General features: G+C 66.7%; 18 protein-coding genes. 10 read left to right on the top strand and 8 right to left on the bottom strand.

The annotated features are described in order from the left end of the window. Positions 1 to 123: 123 nt before the first annotated feature. The 3 genes from ACNA0R_RS03395 to rocF form a co-directional block, all read right to left on the bottom strand. A complete protein-coding gene (locus ACNA0R_RS03395) occupies positions 124 to 264 on the bottom strand; it encodes a hypothetical protein (protein WP_179283369.1) in 141 nt (46 codons plus the stop codon). Between the two features lie 271 nt (positions 265 to 535). After that, positions 536 to 940, bottom strand: coding sequence for a DoxX family protein (locus tag ACNA0R_RS03390; RefSeq protein ID WP_415824510.1), 405 nt, complete (start codon positions 938 to 940; stop codon positions 536 to 538). Positions 941 to 1,076: 136 nt separating this feature from the next. After that, positions 1,077 to 1,994 carry an arginase gene (gene rocF, locus ACNA0R_RS03385; protein WP_415824509.1) on the bottom strand — a complete coding sequence of 306 codons (918 nt, stop codon included), beginning with the start codon at positions 1,992 to 1,994 and terminating at the stop codon, positions 1,077 to 1,079. A gap of 78 nt (positions 1,995 to 2,072) precedes the next feature. Between rocF and kefF the strand changes: the two genes are divergently transcribed. Together kefF and kefC are read left to right on the top strand one after the other, a co-directional pair. Then, positions 2,073 to 2,627, top strand: coding sequence for a glutathione-regulated potassium-efflux system oxidoreductase KefF (gene kefF, locus ACNA0R_RS03380; protein ID WP_415824508.1), 555 nt, complete (start codon positions 2,073 to 2,075; stop codon positions 2,625 to 2,627). Continuing rightward, positions 2,620 to 4,461 (top strand): glutathione-regulated potassium-efflux system protein KefC, encoded by a 1,842-nt coding sequence (gene kefC / locus ACNA0R_RS03375; protein WP_415824507.1) that lies wholly within the window; start codon positions 2,620 to 2,622, stop codon positions 4,459 to 4,461. Before kefF ends, kefC begins: the two co-directional genes overlap by 8 nt. Positions 4,462 to 4,572: 111 nt before the next feature. On the opposite strand, the gene ACNA0R_RS03370 is transcribed toward kefC, so the two are convergent. The 4 genes from ACNA0R_RS03370 to ugpB all read right to left on the bottom strand — a co-directional run bounded on the left by ACNA0R_RS03370 (position 4,573) and on the right by ugpB (position 8,911). Further along, the gene (locus ACNA0R_RS03370; protein WP_415824506.1) at positions 4,573 to 5,661 is read right to left on the bottom strand and encodes a sn-glycerol-3-phosphate import ATP-binding protein UgpC; all 1,089 of its coding nucleotides are present in this window, start codon (positions 5,659 to 5,661) and stop codon (positions 4,573 to 4,575) included. Positions 5,662 to 5,689: 28 nt separating this feature from the next. After that, complete coding sequence (gene ugpE / locus ACNA0R_RS03365; RefSeq protein ID WP_415824505.1) at positions 5,690 to 6,541, bottom strand: sn-glycerol-3-phosphate ABC transporter permease UgpE; 852 nt, start codon at positions 6,539 to 6,541, stop codon at positions 5,690 to 5,692. 12 nt (positions 6,542 to 6,553) lie between these two features. Beyond that, a complete protein-coding gene (ugpA, locus tag ACNA0R_RS03360; RefSeq protein WP_415824504.1) occupies positions 6,554 to 7,435 on the bottom strand; it encodes a sn-glycerol-3-phosphate ABC transporter permease UgpA in 882 nt (293 codons plus the stop codon). Positions 7,436 to 7,597: 162 nt separating this feature from the next. After that, positions 7,598 to 8,911: a sn-glycerol-3-phosphate ABC transporter substrate-binding protein UgpB gene (gene ugpB, locus ACNA0R_RS03355; protein WP_415824503.1), complete on the bottom strand. Its 1,314-nt coding sequence runs from the start codon at positions 8,909 to 8,911 to the stop codon at positions 7,598 to 7,600. A 178-nt stretch (positions 8,912 to 9,089) separates the two neighbouring features. Between ugpB and proC the strand changes: the two genes are divergently transcribed. After that, entirely contained in the window at positions 9,090 to 9,923 is an 834-nt protein-coding gene (gene proC, locus ACNA0R_RS03350) for a pyrroline-5-carboxylate reductase (protein ID WP_415824502.1), read from the top strand. Between the two features lie 62 nt (positions 9,924 to 9,985). Here proC and ygfZ read toward each other — a convergent pair whose 3' ends face one another. Then, on the bottom strand, positions 9,986 to 10,984 hold the full coding sequence (ygfZ, locus tag ACNA0R_RS03345) for a CAF17-like 4Fe-4S cluster assembly/insertion protein YgfZ (RefSeq protein ID WP_415824501.1): 999 nt from the start codon (positions 10,982 to 10,984) through the stop codon (positions 9,986 to 9,988). 276 nt (positions 10,985 to 11,260) lie between these two features. Here ygfZ and mltG point away from each other — a divergent pair, with 276 nt between their 5' ends. The 7 genes from mltG to ACNA0R_RS03310 all read left to right on the top strand — a co-directional run bounded on the left by mltG (position 11,261) and on the right by ACNA0R_RS03310 (position 20,258). Next, positions 11,261 to 12,283, top strand: coding sequence for an endolytic transglycosylase MltG (gene mltG / locus ACNA0R_RS03340; protein ID WP_415825008.1), 1,023 nt, complete (start codon positions 11,261 to 11,263; stop codon positions 12,281 to 12,283). After that, the gene (gene tmk, locus ACNA0R_RS03335; RefSeq protein ID WP_415824500.1) at positions 12,280 to 12,906 is read left to right on the top strand and encodes a dTMP kinase; all 627 of its coding nucleotides are present in this window, start codon (positions 12,280 to 12,282) and stop codon (positions 12,904 to 12,906) included. Before mltG ends, tmk begins: the two co-directional genes overlap by 4 nt. Then, on the top strand, positions 12,903 to 13,961 hold the full coding sequence (gene holB, locus ACNA0R_RS03330) for a DNA polymerase III subunit delta' (protein ID WP_415824499.1): 1,059 nt from the start codon (positions 12,903 to 12,905) through the stop codon (positions 13,959 to 13,961). The genes tmk and holB overlap by 4 nt, the downstream gene beginning before the upstream one ends. A 3-nt stretch (positions 13,962 to 13,964) precedes the next feature. Further along, the gene (locus tag ACNA0R_RS03325) at positions 13,965 to 14,735 is read left to right on the top strand and encodes a TatD family hydrolase (protein WP_415824497.1); all 771 of its coding nucleotides are present in this window, start codon (positions 13,965 to 13,967) and stop codon (positions 14,733 to 14,735) included. Positions 14,736 to 14,858: 123 nt separating this feature from the next. Then, complete coding sequence (locus ACNA0R_RS03320) at positions 14,859 to 15,713, top strand: ankyrin repeat domain-containing protein (RefSeq protein WP_415824496.1); 855 nt, start codon at positions 14,859 to 14,861, stop codon at positions 15,711 to 15,713. 246 nt (positions 15,714 to 15,959) lie between these two features. Continuing rightward, positions 15,960 to 16,481, top strand: coding sequence for a winged helix DNA-binding protein (locus tag ACNA0R_RS03315; protein WP_415824495.1), 522 nt, complete (start codon positions 15,960 to 15,962; stop codon positions 16,479 to 16,481). A 153-nt stretch (positions 16,482 to 16,634) separates the two neighbouring features. Then, positions 16,635 to 20,258 (top strand): hydantoinase B/oxoprolinase family protein, encoded by a 3,624-nt coding sequence (locus ACNA0R_RS03310; RefSeq protein ID WP_415824494.1) that lies wholly within the window; start codon positions 16,635 to 16,637, stop codon positions 20,256 to 20,258. Positions 20,259 to 20,307 lie beyond the last annotated feature (49 nt).

The following is a 20,307-nucleotide window of genomic DNA, read 5'->3' as shown; positions in this document are numbered from 1 at the left end:
GCGCGCGCAGCGGTGTTATGCCTGACATGCCGGCCGAAACCAGCAGCGCCCCGATTGCCAGACGCCGGATGCGCGGAGGATAGATCGTATCCATGACACCCCCACATCGGTCACGCGTCCCCGTCAATAACCGTAGTAATAATGATAAGGCGCGGGGTAGTAATACACCGGCGCCGGGCGATGGTAATAGGCCGGGCGCGCCGGCACCACCACGCAACCGCTCAAGGTACTGGTTACCGCCAAGACCGCGAAGAGCTTCTTCATCTCTGACTCCTGTAATGCACCGCGCCGCGGTACATGGAACCAGTGTAGATATGCTGTCTTGATCCGGGCCGCTTTGAAACCGTTTTGAAATGCCCGCGGGGTTACCAATTCCTACGCCGCGTACAGCCTGTGTCCGGCGGCCACGGAAGTGCTTCCAGGCGTGAGGCGCATGACAGCGGTAATAACCGGGCGCCGAAAGCGCGACGGCCCCGCGCTGGATGCGCGAGGCCGTCGAACAGCTATCCCCGGTGGATGGCGAGAAGCCGCGCGCTCAGTTGAAACGCCCGCCGGCCCCGCCGACGCTGAAGCGCCCCGCGCCCATCAGCGCAATGGCGATCGCGGTGAACAAGTACATGCCTTGCAATTCCAGCTGCCAGCCGCCCTGGCCATTGAGCTGGAACAGTTGCGCGGTGTGCACCAGCGAGAACGCCACGAGCATGTTGATGGCGATCAACAGCGCGCCCAGACGCGTAAAGATGCCGGCGATGATCAGAATCGGCGCGATCACCTCGCCGACGTAGACAAAATAGGCGGTGAAGGCCGGCCACCCGTGCGCCTGCACCATGCCGACGATGGCGCCCACGCCATGGGTCATCTTGGATATGCCGTGCAGCAGGATAAGGATGCCCAGCACCAGTCGGAGGATAAGCTTGGCTGCGTCGTCGTGTCGGTTCATTGTTTTCTTCTCAAGGGGGTGTATGGGGAGGCAATCACCTGCGCCGGCGGGGATGCCCGCGATGGCTTTCCATCCGGCGCTGGAACGAGCCCCGCAATTATGGCAAATCTTGCTGTCCCGATCAGCATCACCGGCGCTAGGGCCGGATCAGCGTGGATTTTCCAAAAAGGCTTTCCACCAGGTCCACGACCACTTCGGCGGTCTGGTTGCGCATATCCCTGGCCGGATTCAATTCCATCAGGTCCAGCGACGACAGGCGGCCGGTGTCGGCGATCATTTCCATGCACAGCTGCGCCTCGCGGTACGTCGGCCCGCCCAGCACCGGCGTGCCCACGCCCGGCGCCACGACGGGATCGAGGAAGTCGGCGTCGAAGCTGACGTGCAGATGCGTGTCGTCGGTCAGGTCCGCCAGGGCCATTTCCATGGTGTGGCGCATGCCGTTTTCGTCGATATAGCGCATGTCGAACACCTTGATCCCCAGTGCCCGCAACTGGCGCTTTTCCTCCGCGTCGACGCTGCGGATGCCGATCTGGCGGATGGCGGCGGGGTCGGGCACGGCGGGGTGGATGTTCGCCAGCCGTGTCAGTTCATCGGGACCGTCGCCACACAGGCAGGCGATCGGCATGCCATGGATATTGCCGGTCGGGCTGATCATATGCGTGTTGGCATCCGCGTGCGCGTCCAGCCACAGCACCATCAGCGGCTTGCCGATTTCGCGGCAATGCCGGGCGATGGCGCTGATGGATCCGATGGCCAGGCAATGATCGCCGCCCAGCAGAACGGGAAAGCGCCCGGCGCGCCGCGACGCCAGCACCGCCTGATAGACCGCGCGGTTCCATTGCACGACTTCGTCCAGGTTGCGGATGCCGGCCGGCGCGCCGCTGGCCGGATTCGGCGGCCCCGCCAGGTTGCCGGTGTCGTTGACCGCCAGGTCGTGCCGCGCCAGCGCCTGTTGCAGGTCTGCCACGCGCAGCGCTTCGGGACCCATCGACGCGCCGCGTATGCTCGCGCCGACGTCGGTCGGCGCCCCGATGAGATCGATCGTTTCCTTCATCGTCTGCTCCTGAAACGTCCTGGCCGCGGCTAAGATGCGAAGGGTAAAGCCATATCGCCATTCCGGCAGGACATTTTCATGATCCTAATCGTATACGCCCATCCCTACCCGCGGCATTCACGCACCAATCGTGCCATGCTGGAAGCACTGGACGACGTGTCCGACGTGCGCGTACGTTCGCTGTACGACCTTTATCCCGACTTCCATATCGACGTGGCCGCCGAGCAGGCGGCGCTGGCCGATGCCAGCATGGTCGTCTGGCAGCATCCCTTGCATTGGTACGGCGCGCCGGCCTTGTTCCGGCAATGGATGGACAGGGTACTGGAACACGGGTGGGCGTACGGCGTGGACGGGACCGCGCTGCGCGACAAGGCCTTGATGTGGGCCGTGACGACGGGCGGCGCGGCGGATGACTTCGCGCATTGCGCCGACGCCGACCTCGGCGTGCTGGCGCAGCCCTTGCGCAGCGCCGCCGAACTGTGCGGCATGCGGTGGCTGCCGCCCTATGCGGTGCATGGCGCCGTGACGCTGGACGCCATGGCGCTGGCCACGGTGGCGACGGGATACCGCGACGTGCTGGCGCGGCATGCCTCGAATATCGGCCCGGCCGTGACGGAGGCGGGACATGGATAAGGCATTCCTGCTGGAAGTCCTGGAATACCTGGCCGCGGCGGTGATCTTCGTGCCGCTGGCGATGCGGGCCCGCATGGGCTCGGTGTTGGGATACCTGATCGCGGGCTGCGTCATCGGGCCCTGGGGCCTGGGCGTGGTGGAAGACCCGGAGCAGATCCTGGGTTTCGCGGAGATCGGCGTCGTTCTGATGCTGTTCCTGATCGGGCTGGAGCTGGACCCGCGGCGCTTATGGCATATGCGGGTACCGGTGTTTGGCGGCGGCGCGCTGCAGGTCGGCTTGTGCGGCGCGGCATTGGCCGCTTTCATGGCCTGGCTGGGCCTGGACTGGCCGGTCGCGGCGCTGGTAGGACTGACGCTGGCCCTGTCCTCCACCGCGGTGGCCATGCAGGCGATGGGCGAACGCAGCCTGCTGCAGACCACCCTGGGCGAACGTTCTTTTTCGGTGCTGCTGTTCCAGGATCTGGCGGCTATCCCGCTGATCGCCATGATCCCGCTGCTGGCCGGCGGCCAGGCTGGCGAAGGCGGCGACAGCATAGGGATGGCGACGCTGAAGATCATCGGCGCGGTCGCGGCGGCGGTGGTGATGGGCCGTTATCTGGCCCGGCCGCTGCTGCGCTTCGTCGCCCGTTCGGGCCTGCGCGAGGTCTTCAGCGCGGTGGCGCTGCTACTGGTCATCGGCGTGGGAGAGCTGATGGAGCATGCCGGGCTATCCATGGCCATGGGGGCATTCCTGGCGGGCGTGCTGCTGGCCAGCTCGGAATACCGGCATGCGCTGGAAAGCGACATCCAGCCGTTCAAGGGTTTGCTCCTGGGCCTGTTCTTTATGGGCGTGGGCATGGCTATCGACTTCGGCACGCTGCTGCAGCGGCCGCTGCTGATATTGGGCGTGCTGGCGGGTTTCCTGGTGCTGAAATTCGCCGTGCTGTACGCGCTGGGGCGCCTGTTCGGCGCGCAGCGCGGCCGGTGCCTGATGTTCGCCACCTTGCTGGGGCAGGGCAGCGAATTCGCTTTCGTGGTGTTTTCCACGGCGCGGGCGGCCGACGTGCTGCCGGAGGACTGGTCGCGCGTGCTGACCCTGGTGGTCGCGCTATCGATGGCGGCGACGCCGGTGATCCTGGCGTTGCTGGACGTGCTGGAACGCCGCCAGCCCAAGAGCACGCGGGCGACCGACGAGATCGAAGACGATGGGGCGCGCGTGATCATCGCCGGCTTCGGCCGCTTCGGACAGATCGCCGGGCGCCTGCTGCTGGCCAACGGCGTCAAGGTCGTGATCCTGGATCACGATCCGGACAACATCGATACGGTGCGCAAGTTCGGCACCAAGGTGTTCTACGGAGACGCCACGCGGTCGGATCTGCTGGAAACCGCGGGGGCCGCGCGCGCGGAAGTCATCGTCAACGCCATCGATAACGTTTCGGACAGCCTGCGCCTGGTGGACGTGGTGCAGCGGGATTTTCCCAACCTGCGCGTGGTCGCGCGGGCGCGGGACGCCGTGCATTATTTCCAGCTGCGCAAGCGCGGCATCGAAGTGGTCGAACGTGAATTGTTCGAGTCCTCGCTGCTGGCTGGCCGCAAGGCGCTGGAAGCGCTCGGGATGGGCGCGTACGAGGCCAAGGAAGTGGCGGATGCGTTTCGCGTCAACAACATCGCCATGCTGGAAGAGACCGCGCCGCGGTTCGAGGATGACGGCTTCCGTATCACGGTCGCGCGGCGTGCGCAGGATACGCTGGAAAAGTCGATCTCGCGCGATAGGGAGTTGTCGCGGACGGCGCATCGGGTGCCCTGGGGCGGCGAGGCCGAGCCGCGACGGCAGGAAGAGGATCAGGCCGCTTAGGGATAATTGGCGGGAAGCCGGGAGTCGCGAAGGCTGCCGGTTGCCGCCGCGTTGGCGGCCCTGGCCTGGCGCCAGCCCCGGCTCCGGTCCCACCCGGCGCGGGGCAAACGCTCAGGTGCCCTGGATCCGCTTGCCGCCGTCCGGATCGAACCAGTGCAGCGGATGCCGGCCATCCGGCCCGATGTTCATCTGATCGCCGGGCTTGATGGTCGCTTCCTGCAGCTGCCGCGTCGTGCAGCGAACGACCAGGTCCGCGTCGCCGCAGCTTCCATGCACCAGCTGCTCCGACCCCAGCGTCTCGACCATTTCGATTTCCACGCGCATGCCCGGCGCATTCAGCACCATGTGTTCCGGCCGCACGCCCAGGATCACGCTGCGTCCGCGCACGGTCGACGGCACATCGGTGGGCGCGATGGCCAGGTCCAGGCCGGCCGGGGTCTTCAGCGTACCGTCGCCCTGCACGTTCACCGGCAGCAGGTTCATCGGCGGCGATCCGATAAAGCCCGCCACGAAGGTCGAAGCGGGGCGTTCGAACACTTCCATCGGCGTGCCGATCTGTTCCGGCACGCCCTTGTTCATGACGATCATGCGATGCGCCAGCGTCATGGCTTCCACCTGGTCGTGCGTCACGTACAGGCTGGTGGTGCCCAGGCGCCGATGCAGCTTCAGCAATTCCAGGCGCATCGCCACGCGCAGCTTGGCGTCCAGGTTGGACAGCGGTTCGTCGAACAGGAATACCTTGGGTTCGCGCACGATGGCGCGGCCCATCGCCACCCGCTGGCGCTGGCCGCCCGACAACTGGCGCGGCCGCCGTTCCAGCAGATGGCCCAGTTCCAGGATCTGCGCGGCGGCCTCGACGCGCCGGCGGATCTCGTCCTTGGACATTTTGCGGATCTTCAATCCATAAGCCATGTTCTGGAACACGCTCATGTGCGGATACAGCGCGTAGTTCTGGAACACCATCGCGATATCGCGTTCGGCCGGCTCCAGGTTGTTCACCGTCCGCCCGTCGATCTGGATTTCGCCGCTGGTCACGGTTTCCAGCCCGGCCACCATCCGCATCAGCGTGGATTTGCCGCAGCCGGATGGCCCGACGATGACGACGAACTCGCCATCGGCGATATCCACGTCGATGCCGTGGATCACGGGGATATTGCCGGCGTAGGTTTTCTTGACGTTGCGAAAGCTTAGAGTAGCCATGTGAAGATTCGGTGAGTTGCGGCGGCGATCACTTTTCAGTGTCCACGAGGCCCTTGACGAACCACTTCTGCATCAGGATCACGACAAGCGCGGGCGGGAGCATTGCCAGCATGGCCGTGGCCATGGTGATGTTCCATTCCGTGACGCTGTCGCCCCCGCTGACCATGCGCTTGATGCCGATCACGATGGGGTACATGTCTTCCTGCGTCGTGATCAGCAGCGGCCACAGATACTGGTTCCAGCCGTAGATGAACTGGATGACGAACAGCGCGGCGATGCTGGTGCGCGACAGCGGCAGCAGCACGTCGCGGAAAAAACGCAGCGGGCCGGCGCCGTCGATGCGCGCCGCCTCCACCAGTTCGTCCGGCACGGTCAGGAAGAACTGGCGAAACAGGAAAGTCGCGGTGGCGGAGGCGATCAGCGGCAGCGTCAGGCCGGCGTAGCTGTTCAGCAGCCCCAGGTCGGCGACGACCTTGTAGGTGGGCGCGATGCGCACTTCCACCGGCAGCATCAGCGTGACGAAGATCATCCAGAAGAAGAACATGCGGCCGCGGAAGCGGAAGTACACCACCGCGAAGGCCGACAGCAGCGAGATCAGGATCTTGCCAATCGAAATGCTCAGCGCCATCACCAGGCTGACCCACAGCATGCGGCCCACCGGCGCGCCGCTGGAGCCGCCGCCGGATCCGGCGAACAGGGCCTGCAGGTAGTTGCTGACGAAATGCGAGCCGGGCAGCAGCGACATCGGCGCGTTGGCCACTTCCTGCGCGGTCTGCGTCGATGCGACGAACGTCACGTAAAGCGGGAAGGCCACCACGGCGACGCCGCAGAGCAATATCACGTGGGCCAGGATATCCAGCCAGGGGCGGCGCTCAACCATATAGCCTCTGAATCAGTACTGGACCTTGCGGTCGATATAGCGGAATTGCATAACGGTCAGCGCCACCACGATGAACATCAGCACTACCGACTGCGCGGCGGAAGAGCCAAGGTCCAGCCCGCGGAAGCCGTCGCTGTATACCTTATAGACCAGGATGGCGGTGGACGTGCCCGGGCCGCCCTGCGTCGTCGTATCGATGACGGCGAAGGTGTCGAAGAAGGCATAGATGACGTTGACCACCAGCAGGAAGAAAGTGGTCGGCGACAGCAGCGGGAAAACAATGCTCCAGAAGCGGCGCGTGGGGCCGGCGCCATCGATCGCGGCGGCCTCGATCAGGGAGCGCGGGATGGACTGCAGTCCGGCCAGGAAGAACAGAAAGTTGTAGGAAATCTGCTTCCACACCGAAGCGATCAGCACCAGGATCATGGCCTCGGTGCCGTTCAGGCGCGGGTTCCAGGCCACGCCCATCTTGGTCAGGGCCACGGCCAGGATGCCGACGGCGGGGGAAAACAGGAACAGCCAGAGCACGCCGACCACGGCGGGCGCCACGGCATAGGGCCAGATGAGCAAGGTCTTGTACAGGCCGGCGCCTTTTATGACGCGGTCGGCCATGACGGCCAGCAGCAGCGACACCGACAGGCCGACGACCGCGACGAGGATCGAGAACATCGCCGTGACCTTGAAGGAATCGATGTACGTCGCCTGGCTGAACAGGTCGGAGAAATTGGACAGGCCGGCAAAGGTGGAAGACAAGCCGAAGGGGTCTTCGACGTGCAGCGATTGCCACATCGCCTGGCCGGCGGGCAGGAAGAAAAACACCACCGTAATGGCGAGCTGCGGCAACAGCAGCAGATAGGGCAGGAGCTTATGTCCGAAGACGACGCGTTTTTCCATGTTTGCCAGCGCATGCGCGCGGGATCGCCGCGGACGCATAAAAAACGTGAAACATTCAGGCGGGGCGATTCCCGGAAGCATCGCCGGCGGACGAGCCGTTGGCACTGGATTCCAAGTCGCGGCCAGGCCGCGACTTGGTCCTACATCGGCCTGAAAAGGGCGCTACTTTACACTTTTTTCGAATTTCTCGAGCAGGTCGTTGCCGCGCTTGACGGCGTCCTTCAAGCCGGCTTGCGCGCCGACCTTGCCGGAGACGATTTGTTCGATCGTGGCGTCCTCGATTTCGCGGATCTGCGGCAGGTAGCCCAGGCGCACGCCGCGCGACTGCGCGGTGGTTTGGACGTTCAGCTGCTTCACGCCGACGTCGGTGCCGGGGTTCTGATCATAGAAGCCTTGCTTCTGCGTCAGTTCGTAGGCCGCCTTGGTCACCGGCACGTAGCCGGTCTGCTGGTGCCACTTGGCCGCCACTTCGGCACTGGACAGGTACTTGAAGAACTTCGTCACGCCCTTGTAGACGTCGGGCTTCTTGTTGGCGAAGACCCACAGCGACGCGCCTCCGATGATGGTGTTCTGCGGGGCGCCCTTGACGTCCGCATAGTAGGGCAGCGTGGACGTGCCGAACTTGAACTTGGCGTTCTTCATGATGTTGGCGCGCAGGCCGCTGGAGCCGGTGATCATCGCGCACTTGCCGGAAATGAACAGGGCGTTGGGATCGTCGCCACGGCCGCCGTACATGAACTCGCCGTCCTTGGCCAGATTGGCCAGGAATTCCAGATGGCGGACGTGCAACGGCGAATCGATCGCCAGGCGCGCGTCCAGGCCGCCGAAGCCGTTGTCCTTGGTGGCGTAGGGCACGTTATGCCAGGCCGAGAAGGTTTCCAGCTGCGTCCACGACGGCCAGGAGGTGGTGTATCCGCATTCCTGGCCGGCGGCCTTCAGCTTCTTGGTGTCGTCGGCCAGTTCCTGCCAGGTCTTGGGCGGCTTTTCCGGATCCAGGCCGGCTTTCTGGAAGGCGTCCTTGTTGTAGTAGAACACCACGGTGGAGCTATTGAACGGCATCGAGACCAGCTTGCCGTCCGGCGACGAGTAGTAGCCTGCCACCGCGCCGATGAAATCCTTGGGATCGATGGGGTCGCCCGCTTCCTCGGACATCTGTTGCACCGGCTTGATGGCGCCCTTGGCGTACATCATGGTCGCGGTGCCGACTTCGAACACCTGCAGGATGTCCGGCGCATTGCCGGCGCGGAAGGCGGCGATGCCGGCGTTCATGGATTCGCCGTAGTTGCCTTTGTAGACCGCCTTGACCTGGTAATCCGGGTTCTTCTTGTTGAAGTCGTTGACGAGTTCGTTGACGCGGTCGCCCAGCGCGCCTTCCATGGAGTGCCAGAACTGGATTTCGGTGGCCGCGTTCGCCGACGCGGCGGCAAAGGCGGTAAGCAGGGACGCCGCGACGAGCGCGAGGCGATGGGATCGCATGGATGTTTCCTCCGTGGATTGCGATGGCTGTAGCCCGGATAGGGGCAAGCAGCCCGACACCATATGAATTGTTTGTGACGAACTCGTGACTGTTACACCGCGTCCCCTCACTGTCAAATAGGACTTCTCCTACGCTTTACTGGCATGCTCAACGGAACGGCCGTCTACAATCCTTCCCATGGACACAAATCTGCACATTGCTTTCATCGGCGGCGGGAATATGGCTTCGGCCCTGGGCGCCGGCATGGCCGGCAAGATCTGCCCGCCGGAAAACTTCCACGTCATCGATATCAATACGGACGCGCATGCGGCGTGGACGGCGCGCGGCGCCACGGCGGCGACGCGGCCGGACGACCGGCTGGCGCAGTGCCAGGTCTGGTTCTATGCGGTCAAGCCGCAGTTCATGCGCGATGCGGTGGAGGCATCGCGGCCGTTCCTGCGCGACGGCACGCTGGTCGTCAGCGTGGCGGCCGGCATACGCGGCGACGTGCTGGCGGGATGGCTGGGGGCTGGCGCGCCCTGGCCCAAGCTGGTGCGGTGCATGCCCAATACGCCGGCGCTGGTCGGCGAAGGCGTGACCGGCATGCTGGCGATGCCGGGCGTTACGGATCAGGAACGGCGCCTGGCCGAATCCATGCTGGCTTCGGTGGGCCGGGTGGTATGGGTGGCCGACGATGCCGCCATCGATGCCGTTACCGCGCTGTCCGGCAGCGGGCCGGCCTATGTCTTCAGATTTATAGAGGCGCTGATCGAAGGCGGCCAGCAGGTCGGCCTGGACGCCAGGCAGGCGCGCGAGCTGGCGCTGGCTACTTTGTACGGCGCCGTGCGCCTGGCGCGGGAGTCCGACGATCCGCCGGCCGTGCTGCGTGACCGGGTGACGTCCAAGGGCGGCACGACGGCCGCCGCCTTGAAGGTATTCGAGGAAGGCGACTTCATGGGGCTGGTAAGCCGGGCGATGCAGGCCGCCGCCCAGCGTTCGCGCGAACTGGCGGACGAGTTCGGCAAGGCCTAGGCTGGCTGGCTGCCTGGCCGGCCGCACCCGCACCGGCCGCGCGCAGCGAGGTCGGCTCCAGCCTAGGCCGGTTCCAGCGGATAGGGCAGCGGCCGCACCTGGATCGCCGGCCCGTCCGCGCTACCCAGTCGCAGATCGCCGGCCGACAGGCTGCTCAAGGTCGTCTCGAACAGGACCGCGGCATCCGGTTCGCCCGCCGCGTCCACCACCCTGCCACAGGGCTCGCCCGCGTCCCTCGCGTCGTACACATCCGCGCCCGGGGCGATGGCGGAGCCGGCCTGCCCGGCCACGACCCCGTAAGCCATGCGTCGCTTCACGGTGCCGCGATAATGGCTGCGGGCCACGACTTCCTGCCCGGGATAACAGCCCTTGGTAAAGCTGACGCCCCCGATCAGATCCAGATTCACCATCTGGGGGATGAAAAGGTCCTGCGTCGGCGTGCCTACCCAGGGCAACCCCGCGGCCAGCTCATCGGCGCGCCAGTGCTGCGCGCCGCCAGCCGCCAGCACGTCCCGCAAGGCCGGGCTGGTATGGCGCTGCTCCTCCGTCGCGATCCACCACCAGCGCAGGCCATGCGCGGACGGGGCCGCGATCCATGTTCCGCTGGCCAGTTCCGCGCGCCGCCACGACTGCCGCGGCAGGGCGCCGCCAGCCGCGGCTTCCAGCGCGGCCGGGTCGCCCTCCGTCCACACGCCGGCGACGTGCGCCGGCGTGGCCGACAACGTAACCTTGGCGCGCAGCACGAACATGCGCAGGCGCTTCAGCAGCGCTTCGGCGGCGTCGGCGCGCACCAGGGCCTGCCAGCGCGTCGCGGCGGCATCGTCCGCCGCGACGGCCGGACGCCACATGACCAGGGTCGCCAGCAAACGGCCCTTCGCGGTGCAGTAGCCCGCCAGCGCCGCCGCGTCATCGCCCAGTCCCTGGACGTCCTGCGTCAATTGGCCGTGGAGAAAATCGATGGCGTCCGCGCCGCCGGCGCAGATCAGCCGCAGCTCGGGCAGTTCGGCATAGTTGGCGATGACAGAAGAAGGCGGCAGGGTGACGGTGGACGAGTCGGTCATGGCAGGCGGCGAAACATGGGGTGCGGAGCAGGGCGGCCGTGCGGCCGCGGAGCGCCGAAAGCATCGATGATACCGCTCGCGGCTTGCGCGCCGGGCGCCGGGCGCGTGCGCGACAGGGGCATCGTCGCCGGCGCCGCCCTGCTGGCGTAGCGGCGGTCTCACGCCGGGCCGGCGGCCGTCGTGGAACGCGTGGAAAAACCGCCGCCGCCGCGCCGCGTCGCCGCCGGCACGGCCGGCAGGATGCCCACGGACGAATCCTTTAAACTGCTGGGTCTCATGAAGAAGCGATCCGCCTTAACCTTCTTTCTCGCGTTTTTGCTCGTCCTCGTGCTGGCCGCGGCCGCGGCTTGCGCCGGCGCGTGGTATTGGATGCACCATAGCCTGCGCCTGCCCGCCGAACGCGTGGACTTCGTGGTCGACCCCGGCAGCAGCCCGCGCATGGTCGCGCGCATCCTGAACGCCGCGGGCGTACCGGTGTGGGAAGACGGCTTCGTCTGGATGGCGCGCCTGAGCGAACGCGACAAGCTCATCAAGGCCGGCGGCTACCAGGCCATCCAGGGCGACACCCCGTGGCGCCTGCTGGAACGCCTGGCGCGCGGCGACATGACCATGCGCCAGATCACCTTCGTGGAAGGCTGGACCTACAAGCAGATCCGCCAGGCCTTGCGCGAGAACCCCGACGTCAAGCAGACCCTGGGCGGTGTCGACGACGCCGAAATCCTGCGCCGCCTGGGCTCGGACGCGCCCAGCATGGAAGGCCTGATCTTCCCGGACACCTATGTGTTCTCGCCCGGCAGCACCGACTTCGACCTGCTGCGGCGCGCCTACCAGGAAGGGCAGCGCATCCTGGCCCGCACGTGGGCGGAACGCAACCCCGACGTGCCGCTGGCCACCCCGTACGAAGCCCTGATCCTGGCATCGATCATCGAAAAGGAAACCGGCGATACGGCGGATCGGACCCGCATCGCGGGCGTTTTCATGAACCGGCTGCGCGAGGGCATGCCGCTGCAGACCGATCCCACCGTCATCTACGGCATGGGCGACACCTATCAAGGCCGTATCCGGCGCCGCGATCTGCAGACCGATACCCCGTGGAATACCTACACCCGGCCCGGCCTGCCGCCCACGCCCATCTCCAGCCCGGGCCGCGCCGCGCTGCTGGCCGCCGTGCGTCCGGCGCATCACAATTTCCTGTACTTCGTCTCGCGGGGCAATGGCACCAGCGAGTTTTCCGCGACGCTGTCCGACCACAATCGCAACGTCTCGCGCTACATATTGGGCAAGGATCGCGCGCCATGACGATACGCGGCAAATTCATCACCCTGGAAGGCGTGGACGGCGCCGGCAAAAGCACCCACACGGATTGGCTGGCGGCGACGCTGCGCGGCCACGGGCTGTCGGTGGTCACGACGCGCGAACCCGGCGGCACCGCCCTGGGCGAGCGTCTGCGCGACCTGGTGCTGCACGAGCCCATGTCCCTGGAGACCGAAACGCTGGTGATGTTCGCCTCGCGCTGCGAGCATGTGCGGCAGGTCATCGAGCCGGCCCTGGCGCGCGGCGACTGGGTGGTATGCGACCGGTTCACCGACGCCACCTATGCCTACCAGGGCGGTGGCCGGCAACTGGGCGTGGAACGCGTGGCGGTGCTGGAGCAGTGGGTGCATCCCGATCTGCAGCCCGATCGCACCTGGCTGTTCGATGTGCCGCTGGAAATCGCCCGCGCGCGGCTGGCCGATGCCCGCAGTCCGGACCGTTTCGAAAGCGAAGGCGCGGCCTTTTTCCAGCGCACCCGTGACGTCTATCTGGCGCGCGCCGCGCGGTATCCGGCGCGCATCCATATCGTCGACGGCGCCCGCGATATTCCGGCGATACGCGCGCAGCTCGAAAGCGAGATCCGCGCCCTGGTGGACGGGGCACGATGAGCCTGGCGCAATTCCTGCCCTGGCAGACCGACGCCGCGCGCGCCTGGCTGGCCCAGCGCGAGCGTTTCGCCCACGCCTGGCTGATCCATGGGGTGGCCGGCATCGGCAAGCTGCAATTCGCCGCGGCCGCCGCCGCCAGCCTGTTGTGCGAATCGCCCAGGGACGGACTGGCCTGTGGCGCATGCGCCGCCTGCGCCTGGGTCGCCAGTGGCAACCATCCCGACCTGCGGCGCATCCGCCCCGAGGCCGTCGCGCTGGAAGAGGGCGCCGAAGCGGCCGCCGAATCGGAAGACGGCGAAGCCCCCGCCGGAGCCGGCGCCGGAACCAAGCGGGCGCCGTCCAAGGACATCCGGGTGGATCAGATCCGCGGGCTGGAGTCCTGGTTCAACACGGCCACGCACCGCGGCGGCTGGCGGGTGGCGCTGCTGTACCCGGCGCAGGCCTTGAACGTGATTTCCGCCAACGCCTTGCTCAAGGTGCTGGAGGAGCCCCCGGCGCACACCGTTTTTCTGCTGGTGGCCGACGCGCCGGACCGCCTGTTGCCGACCCTGCTGTCGCGCTGCCGGCGCCTGCCCCTGGCCACGCCGGCGCCGGATCGGGCGCTGCAATGGCTGCAGGAGCAGGGCGTGCGCGATGCCGCTTCCTGGATGGCGGCCGCCGGCGGCGCGCCCTTGGGCGCGCTGCGCCTTTCCCAGACCGAGGAAAGCGCCTGCCCGCCCTGGCTGGAACAGTTGGCCGGGCCGCTGGCGCAAGGGCAATCGCCCGACATCGGCGCGCTGGCCGACCAGTTGGACAAATTGCCGGCGGCCCAATGGATTGACGCGCTGCAACGCTATTACGTGGATCTGATGCTGAACGGCGCGGGCGCCCCATCGCGCTATTTCCCGGCGCTGGCGGCCACGTCGGCGCGAACGGCGGCACGCGCCGACGCCGCCAAACTGGCCGAGACCGCCCGCTGGCTGACCCGCCAGCGCGCCTTGGCCGGCCATCCCCTGAATGCCAAATTATTCGCCCACGCCGCCTTGCAGCGCGTGGTGCTTTCCTGCCAGGCTTGAGCCATGTACGTCGATTCCCATTGCCACCTGAACTTTCCCGAGCTGGCCGAAAACCTGCCCGACATCCTGGACCGCATGGCCGCCAACCAGGTGACCCACGCCCTGGTCGTCAGCGTGGCCATGCCCGACTGGCCCGGGCTGATGGCGCTGGTCCGGCCGCATCGCAACCTATGGGCGTCGGTGGGCGTGCATCCGGATTACGAGGCTACCCAGGACCCGTCGTCCGACGAATTGGTGGCGCTGGCCGCCGACCCCAAGGTGGTCGCGATCGGCGAGACCGGCCTGGACTATTACCGGCTCAGCGAGCCCCTGGACTGGCAGCGCGACCGCTTCCGCACCCATATCCGCGCGGCGCGTGACGCCGGCCTGCCGCTGATCATCCACACGCGCTCGTCCGCGGAAGACACCTTGCGCATCCTGCGCGAGGAAAGGGCGGAAGACGTCGGCGGCGTGATGCACTGTTTCACCGAGACCTGGGAGGTCGCGCAGGCCGCGATCGATCTGAATTTTCATATCTCGCTCTCTGGCATCGTCACATTCAAGAACGCCGCCGTCCTGCACGACGTCGCGTCCCGCCTGCCGCTGGACCGCCTGCTGATAGAAACCGATTCACCCTATCTGGCGCCGGTGCCCTATCGTGGCAAGCTGAACGACCCGTCCAAGGTCATCCACGTCGCGGAAAAGATCGCCGACCTCAAAGGGGTGGCGGTCGCCGACGTCGCGCACGCTTCCACCGAAAATTTCTTCCGTCTTTTCAGCAAGATAGAGCGTTAAGCTCGAATTGGCTCGAGCTTGGGCCAGGCAGGCCGCCTCGCCGCGACGCCAGGCGCCGGATGGCCGGGCGGGACCTGTCGTAAGTTAAGAGGCGACCTTCAAATACCCAGGTAAGGAGCTGATATGAAAAGAAAGTTTATTTCGCACCGGCGCTCGGCCGCGGTTTGCGCGGCGATGCTGATCGCCATGGCCGCGCCCGCTGCATCGCACGCGGAAAACCCCGCCAACGCCCCCGTGATCGTCGCCAACGATCGTGCCGACGACATGCGCGCCCTGTTGGCGCAGGGCTGGAATCCGAACACCCGCATCAAGGGCCAGCCCGCCATCATGCAGGCGGTGCGCGATGGCGCCTGGCATGTGTACGACGTGCTCGCCGCCGACAAGCGTACCGACGTCAATGTCGCCAACGATCACGACGAAACCCCGTTGATGTACCTGGCGATCCAGGGCCAGCTCGACCGGGCCAAGTTCTTGATCGCCCGCGGCGCCCAGGTCAACCGGCTGGGTTGGACGCCGTTGCACTACGCCGCCTCCAAGGGCCAGATGGACATGGCCAGGCTGCTGCTTGGCCACAAGGCCATCGTCAACGCGCCCGGTCCCGATGGGACAACACCCCTGATGATGGCGGGCCTTTCCGGCAGCCGCGACATGGTGGACCTGCTGCTGAAAGCCGGCGCGGACGCGACGATGCGTAATTCGCAGGGGCTGGATGCGGCGGCATGGGCGGAATCGGCCAAGCACCAGGACCTGGCGGCTGATTTGCGGCAGGCGGCGTCCGCCCGGCTGGCGCAGCTGCGCGCAAAGGGCGGCCCGGCTTCCCCGAACGACGCCGTGCCCCCCACGCCTCCTGCGCCGGCCGCGCCCGCTACGGCTGTCCCGGCAACGGCGCCGCGGCCTCCGGCGCCCGATCCGGCACCGCCCACCCTGAAGGGCGTCGAAGGGATACGGCTGGACCCGGACGGCGGAACGCGCAAGTAAGGCGCGACGTCGTCGCCGCTCATCGACGGCTCGGTGCGGACCGATGAGCCGGCGGGGATATGCCGGCGGGTCTAGGGTAAACCCGATTTGTTTGATATTTCGTTGATAAATTATCAACGAAATACTAATATCACGCCGTGATCGCATCGCGGCGTGCATGCGTGCGCAGGTTGCCCGGCCACTTGGCCGGCTCTGTATGGACTCCATCGCCGCGGGGCGTCGTTCCGTCCTTTTACAGGCCTGCATATGAGCGCCTCCCAAGCCCCCAAGCCGCTGATCGCGGCCTCCTCCCATCTGGTATCGGACCGCGCGCCCGATCTGTCGGCCGTCGAGTTCGGCCTGATGATCGCCGGGCACGCCTTCAACCGCTGGATCGTGCGCTGCATGGCGGCGGCCGGCCTGCCCGACCTGACCGCGATCGACGTGATCGTCCTGCATCATGTGTATCACCGGCAGCGCGGCAAAAAGCTGGCGGACATCTGCTTCACGCTGAACATCGAAGACACGCACATCGTCAACTACTCGCTCAAGAAGCTGGAGCGGCTGGGCGTGGTGCAGGGCCAGCGCAGCGGCAAGGAAGTGATCTATTCCGTGACGGCCAAGGGCAGCGAAGTCATCGGCCGCTATGTCGAAGTGCGCGAACGCTGCCTGATCGACGGCTTGCCCGCGGCCAGCAGCGGCCTGGAATTCTCGCAGGACCTGGCCAACCTGCTGCGCGGGCTGTCGGGGGTATACGACCAGGCCGCGCGCGCGGCCACCTCGCTTTAACCCGGATCGCGGCCGGTCTGCCGTCGTCCGGCGGCACGAATCGGACGCGCGATCCGGCATGGACGCATACGCGGCGCCGTGGGCTCCGCATCCTTCTCACCGTTTCAATCCTGGCGGCGGGCACCGTCCCGGCCAAACAGCATAGGACTCGCTATGAAGTGGCAATTCTGGGTAGACCGTGGCGGCACGTTCACGGACATCGTGGGTCGTCGTCCCGACGGTTCGACCACCACCATCAAGATGCTCTCCGAAAACCCCGAGCAATATCGCGATGCGGCGGTGGCCGGCATACGCAGGCTGCTGGGCCTGGCGCCGGGTGAACCGGTGCCGGCCGATCAGGTCGACTGCGTCAAGATGGGCACCACGGTGGCCACCAACGCCTTGCTGGAACGCAAGGGCGAACGGACGCTGCTGGTGACCACGCGCGGCTTCCGCGATGGCCTGCGCATTGCCTACCAGAACCGCCCCCGGCTGTTCGACCGCAACGTCGTGCTGCCGGAGATGCTCTATGACGGCGTCGTCGAAGCGGCCGAGCGGATCGCCGCGAATGGCGACATCGTTACCCCGCTGGACGAAGCCGCGCTGCGGCGCGACCTGCAAGCCCGCTACGACGAAGGCATACGGGCCGCCGCCATCGTGTTCATGCACGCCTGGCGCGAGCCGCGCCATGAACAGCGCGCCGCCGAGCTGGCGCGCGAGATCGGCTACACCCAGATCTCGGTATCGCACGAGGTCAGCCCGCTGATCAAATTCGTCTCGCGCGGCGACACCACGGTGGTCGACGCCTACCTGTCGCCCATCCTGCGCCGCTACGTGGAGCAGGTCGCCGGCGAATTGCCGGGCATCCGCCTGATGTTCATGCAGTCCAGCGGCGGCTTGACCGACGCTCATCGCTTCCGCGGCAAGGACGCCATCCTGTCCGGCCCGGCCGGCGGCATCGTCGGCATGGTGCGCACCAGCGAACTGGCCGGCTTCAAGCAAATCATCGGCTTCGATATGGGCGGGACGTCCACCGACGTGTCGCACTATGCCGGCGAATTCGAACGCGAATTCGAAACCCGCGTGGCCGGCGTGCGCATGCGCGCGCCCATGATGAGTATCCATACGGTGGCCGCCGGCGGGGGATCCATCCTGCACTTCGACGGCGCGCGCCTGCGCGTCGGGCCGGATTCGGCCGGCGCCAATCCCGGCCCGGCCTGCTATCGGCGCGGCGGACCCTTGGCCGTGACGGACTGCAATGTGCTGCTGGGCAAGATCCAGCCGGACTTCTTCCCCAAGGTTTTCGGTCCGCGGGCCGACCAGCCGCTGGATCGCGACGCCGCGGAGCAGGGCTTTCGCGCAATGGCCGCGCGGGTCAAGGCGGAAGCCGGGCGCGACATGACGCCCGAGCAGCTGGCGGAAGGCTTCCTGGAAATCGCCGTGGGCAATATGGCCGAAGCCATCAAGCGCATTTCCGTGCAGCGCGGCCATGACGTGACGGAATACGCGTTGACGGTCTTCGGCGGCGCCGGCGGCCAGCACGCCTGCCTGGTGGCCGATGCCCTGGGCATGACCACGGTATTCGCGCATCCCTTGGCCGGCGTGCTGTCGGCTTACGGCATGGGTCTGGCCGACCAGACCGAGATGCGCCAGAAGACCGTCGAAAAAGTGCTGGACGAGACGCTGTTCGCCGTCCTGGCCGAAGATCTGGATGCGCTGGCCGGAGACGCCGTCGCCGAGCTGCGGCGCCAGCACGTCGCGGAGGATGCGATTGCCGTCCAGCGCCGCCTGCACCTGAAGTATCGCGGCACCGATACCGCGCTGGAGGTCCCGTTCACGTCGACCGCCCAGGCGCGCGCCGATTTCGAGGCCGCCTATCGCCAGCGCTATTCCTTCCTGATGCCCGGACGCGAATTGGTCGTCGAAACCATTTCGGTGGAGGCCACCGGCGGCGGCGAGCCCGTGACGGAAGCCCCCGTGCCCGCGCGGCGCGCCGGCCCCCTGCAGGCGCGCCGCGTGGTCCACATGTACAGCGGCGGCGCCTGGCGCGACACGCCGCTGTATGTACGCGACGATATGACGCCGGGCGACGAGGTCGACGGCCCCGCCATCATTTCGGAGAAAAACCAGACCACGGTGGTCGAGCCGGGCTGGCGCGCCGAACTGACGCCGCGCGATCATCTGGTCTTGCGCCGTGTCGAGGCCCGGCCGCAGCGTCGCGCGGTGGGCACCGAGGCCGACCCCGTCATGCTGGAGGTGTTCAACAATCTGTTCATGTCCATCGCGGAGCAGATGGGCTATCGCCTGCAGAACACCGCGTATTCGGTCAACATCAAGGAACGGCTGGATTTCTCCTGCGCCATCTTCGACGACCGGGGCAACCTGATCGCCAATGCGCCGCACATGCCGGTGCACCTCGGATCCATGGGCGAGTCCATCCGCACCGTGATGGAGGCGAATGCGGGGCGCATGAAGCCGGGCGACGCCTATGTCGTCAACGATCCCTATCATGGCGGCACCCATCTTCCCGACGTCACCATCATCACACCGGTATTCGATCGTGCCGGCCGTGAAATCCTGTTCTACGTCGGATCGCGCGGCCATCACGCGGACATCGGCGGCACGACTCCCGGATCCATGCCGCCCGATTCGCGCACCGTTGAAGACGAAGGCGTCCTGTTCACGAATTTTCAACTGGTGCGCGACGGCGAGTTCCGCGAACAGGAAGCGCGCGCCATCCTGGGTTCGGGCAAGTGGCCGGCGCGCAATCCCGACCAGAACATCGCCGACATGCGGGCGCAGATCGCCGCCAATGAAAAAGGCGTGCAGGAGCTGCTGCGCATGTGCGACCACTTCGGGCTGGATGTCGTGCGCGCCTATATGGGGCACGTGCAGGACAACGCCGAGGAGGCCGTGCGGCGCGTCATTTCGGTACTGAAGGACGGCAGCTACGAATACCCGCTGGATAACGGGGCGGTGATACGCGTCGCGGTGCGGGTGGACCAGGCGGCGCGCAGCGCGGTGGTGGACTTCACCGGGACGTCGCCGCAGCTGGACAACAATTTCAACGCTCCCGGCGCGATCGCGGTCGCGGCCGTGCTGTATGTCTTCCGCACGCTGGTGGATGACGAGATCCCGCTGAACGCCGGCGGCCTGAAGCCGCTGGAGATCATCGTGCCGCAGGGCTCCATGCTGCGTCCGAATCCGCCCGCGTCGGTGGTGGCGGGCAACGTCGAGACGTCCATGTGCATCGTCAACGCCCTGTACGGCGCCCTCGGCGTGCTGGCCGCCAGCCAGGGCACCATGAACAATCTGACCTTCGGCAACGCCCGCTACCAGTACTACGAGACCATCTCCGGCGGCACCGGCGCCGGGCCCGCGCGCGTGGATGCCCCCGCCGATACCAGCCACGGCTTCGCCGGGCAGTCGGTGGTGCAGGCGCACATGACGAACTCGCGCCTGACCGACCCGGAAGTCCTGGAGCTGCGTTTCCCGGTGCGCCTGGAGTCGTACGAGATCCGCCACGGATCCGGCGGCAACGGGCGCTATCGCGGCGGCGACGGCGGCATCCGCAGGCTGCGCTTCCTGGAGCCGATGACGGCGGCGATCCTGTCCAACAACCGCCGCTACGCGCCGTTCGGCCTGCACGGCGGCGAACCGGGCCAGATGGGGCGCAACTACGTCGAGCGGGCCGATGGCCGTATCGACCCGCTGGGCCCGCAGGACAGCACCGAACTCCAGGCCGGCGATATCTTCGTCGTCGAAACCCCGGGAGGAGGGGGTTTCGGCAAAATTTAACGGGGCCGGAACGACTCCGGGCGGTTACAGCCCGTTGTGCTGCGTTAAC

Source organism: Bordetella sputigena (assembly GCF_965137885.1).
GTDB classification, from domain to species: domain Bacteria; phylum Pseudomonadota; class Gammaproteobacteria; order Burkholderiales; family Burkholderiaceae_B; genus Bordetella_C; species Bordetella_C sputigena.
The sequence above is the reverse complement of the archived record's forward strand: the minus strand, read 5'-3'. Positions and strand labels throughout refer to the sequence as shown.